At 47.6% G+C, this 4,053-nt stretch carries 1 protein-coding gene; it reads left to right on the top strand.

Features of this window, described 5'->3' with window-relative positions; genetic code table 11:
• Nucleotides 1–4,053 (top strand): beta strand repeat-containing protein (locus R2Q94_RS22060; protein ID WP_316823640.1); only part of this gene is annotated, 4,053 nt, incomplete at both ends.

Genomic DNA, 4,053 nt, shown 5'->3' on the forward strand with positions numbered 1-4,053 from the left:
CCAGTTGCAGGAACTTTAAGCGGAATTCAAAACGTTTGTGCCGGAAGTACCACTACTTTCAGTTCAACAATCACCGGAGGAAGCTGGAGTTCAGGAAATACTGCTGTGGCAACCATCGATCCGACAACAGGAGTAATTAATGGATTAACCGCAGGAACGTCTACGATGACCTATACAGTTGCAGGTGCCGGAGGTTGTGGTAATGCAACAGTGACCAGAACAGTGACTGTTAATGCTGAGCCAATTGCAGGTACCTTAAGCGGAACCCAAAATATTTGTTCTGGAAGCAGCACTACGTTCAGTTCAACAATCAGCGGAGGAAACTGGAGTTCAGGAAATACATCAATCGCAACCATTGATCCTTCAACCGGACTGGTAACTGGTGTTACTGCAGGTACAGTAACAATGACTTATACCGTAACAGGTATTGGTGGCTGTTCTGATGCAGTCGCTACAAGAACCATAACGCTAACGGTGGCACCGGATGCAGGTACCTTATCTGGTAACCAGAATATCTGTGTTGGCGGAACGAGTACTTTTATCTCAACTACAACTGGAGGAACATGGTCATCTAACGCCGCATCTATAGCTACAGTAGATCCTTCGACAGGAGTGATTAATGGCCTGGCTGCTGGAACGGCAACTATTTCTTATACTGTTGCAGGGGCAGGTGGTTGTGGTAATGCCACAGTGACAAGGAACGTAATCGTCACTGCTGCACCAAGCCCTGGAGTATTGAGTGGTAATCAAAATATTTGTTTAGGAAGTACTTCCGCATTCAGTTCGACTGTAAGCGGAGGAACATGGAGTTCAAGTGATCCATCTGTAGCAACTATTGACCCAGGTTCAGGGCTGGTGACTAGTGTGGCCAATGGTTCAGCAACGATGACATATACCGTATCAGGTACGGGGAATTGTGCCGATGTATCGGCAACAAGAAATGTGGCTGTTTCTTCGGTTTCAAGCGCAGGAACGTTAAGAGGAACTCAGGATGTTTGTTTAGGAGGCACCACTAACTTCTATTCCACTATAGAAGGTGGAAGCTGGACCTCTAGTGACAATGCTATTGCCACAATAGATGAACAGACAGGTATGATTACAGGAGTTTCTGGTGGAACGGCAACAATAACCTATTCCATTACTGGAACTGGTGGTTGTTCAACGGTAACCAACACCAGAAGCGTAGCGGTGAGCGTATCACCGGCACCTGTGTCGGGCACTCTGAGCGGTGTTCAGCATATTTGTACAGGCAGTAATACCACTTTTAGTTCAACGGAATCCGGAGGTCATTGGGATTCAGACAATACAGGTGTAGCAACAATTGATCCTGCTACAGGAGAAATTACAGGTATATCAGCCGGTACTGCAACGATGACTTATACTGTTACAGGTACAGGGGTATGTGCTGATGCGATAGCGACCAGAACAGTTACAGTCACAGCTGCTCCAATTGCAGGTATTTTGGGCGGTAATCAAAATGTATGTGTAGGAAGTACAACCACTTTTAATTCAACGATCGCAGGAGGCGTATGGACTTCTGATCAGCCAGGTGTGGCGACTATTGATCCTTCAACTGGCCTAATTAATGGTGTTGGAGCCGGAACGGCGACCATGACCTACACGGTTGCCGGTAACGGTGGTTGTGGCGATGCGATAGCCACAAGAGTGGTTACCGTGACAGCGGCGCCTGTTGCAGGTACTTTAAGTGGAAGCGGAAACATATGTGTAGGAAGCAATACTACTTTTAGTTCGACAGTTTTAGGCGGAAGTTGGAGCAGCTCAAATTTGGCTGTGGCAACTATTGATGCTACAGGTCAGATCAGCGCTTTGTCTGCCGGCACTTCAACAATAACTTATACCGTTTCCGGTACGGGAGGCTGTGGAAATGCGACGGTAACCAAAGTGGTTACTGTGACCGCTGCACCTGTTGCAGGTACTTTAAGCGGTACACGTAACATCTGTATAGGCAGCACTTCAACTTTTAGTTCTACAGAAACAGGAGGGGTTTGGAGCTCAGACAACACCAGCGTGGCGACTATTGATCCTTCCACAGGATTGATCAATGGGCTTGGTTCCGGAACAGCAACGATGACTTATACCGTTACAGGTACAGGGGGATGTAGCGATGCGGTAGCGACCAGAACAGTTACGGTCACAGCTGCAGCAGTTGCAGGTACGCTAAGCGGAGTACAAAGTGTTTGTATTGGCAATGGTTCAACCTTCAGTTCAACAATAAGCGGAGGAAGCTGGAGTTCAGGGAATACTGCTGTAGCGACGATCAATGCCAGCACAGGAGAGATTACTGCCTTAACTGCAGGAACTGCGACAATGACTTACACGGTTCCAGGTTCAGGAGGTTGTGGAAATGCAACAGATACCAGAGTAATCACCGTAACAGCGCCGGTAACTGCGGGTACCCTGGGAGGTAATCAAAGTATTTGTGTTGGAAGTACCACAACATTTAATTCTACAATAAATGGTGGAAGCTGGAGCTCAGGAAATACTGTTGTAGCCACTATTGATCCTTCTACAGGATTGATCAATGGGCTTGGTTCCGGAACCGCAACGATGACTTATACCGTTACAGGTACAGGAGGTTGCGGAGATGCGATAGCGACCAGAACAGTTACGGTCACAGCTGCTCCAATTGCAGGTACTTTGGGCGGAAATCAAAATGTATGTGTAGGAAGTACAACCACTTTTAATTCTACAATAGCAGGAGGCGTATGGACTTCTGATCAACCAGGTGTAGCGACTATTGATCCTTCAACTGGCCTAATTAATGGTTTTGGAGCTGGAACGGCGACCATGACCTACACGGTTGCCGGCAACGGTGGTTGTGGCGATGCGATAGCCACAAGAGTGGTTACCGTGACAGCGGCACCTGTTGCAGGTACTTTAAGTGGAAGCGGAAATATATGTGTAGGAAGCACTGCTACTTTTAGTTCGACAGTTTTAGGCGGAACATGGAGCAGCTCAAATTCGGCTGTGGCAAGTATTGACGCGGCAGGTCAGATCAGCGCTTTGTCTGCCGGTACTTCAACAATAACGTATACCGTTTCCGGTACCGGAGGCTGTGGAAATGCGATGGTAACCAAAGTGGTTACTGTGACCGCTGCACCTGTTGCAGGTACTTTAAGCGGTACAGGCAACATCTGTATAGGTAGCACTTCAACTTTTAGTTCTACAGAAACAGGAGGAGTTTGGAGTTCAGACAACACTAGTGTGGCGACTATTGATCCTTCCACAGGATTGATCAATGGGCTTGGTTCCGGAACAGCAACGATGACTTATACCGTTACAGGTACAGGGGGATGTAGCGATGCGGTAGCGACCAGAACAATTACGGTCACAGCTGCACCAGTTGCAGGTACTTTAAGCGGTACACGCAACATCTGTATAGGTAGCACTTCAACTTTTAGTTCTACAGAAACAGGAGGAGTTTGGAGTTCAGACAACACCAGTGTGGCGACTATTGATCCTTCTACAGGATTGATCAATGGGCTTGGTTCCGGAACAGCAACGATGACTTATACCGTTACAGGTACAGGGGGATGTAGCGATGCGATAGCGACCAGAACAGTTACGGTCACAGCTGCTCCAATTGCGGGTACCTTGGGAGGTAATCAAAGTATTTGTGTTGGAAGTACCACAACATTTAATTCTACAATAAATGGAGGAAGCTGGAGCTCAGGAAATACTGCTGTAGCCACTATAGATCCTTCCACAGGATTGATCAATGGGCTTGGTTCCGGAACTGTAACGATGACTTATACCGTTATAGGTACAGGAGGTTGTGGAGATGCGATAGCGACCAGAACAGTGACAGTCACGGCTGCTCCAATTGCAGGTACTTTGGGTGGAAATCAAAATGTATGTGTAGGAGGTACAACCACTTTTAATTCAACGATTGCAGGAGGCATATGGACTTCTGATCAACCAGGTGTATCGACTATTGATCCTTCAACTGGCCTAATTAATGGTGTTGGAGCCGGAACGGCGACCATGACCTACACGGTTGCCGGCAACGGTGGTTGTGGCGATGCGATAGCC

The sequence above is a fragment of the Pedobacter gandavensis genome, from assembly GCF_032678465.1.
Classification (GTDB): domain Bacteria; phylum Bacteroidota; class Bacteroidia; order Sphingobacteriales; family Sphingobacteriaceae; genus Pedobacter; species Pedobacter gandavensis_B.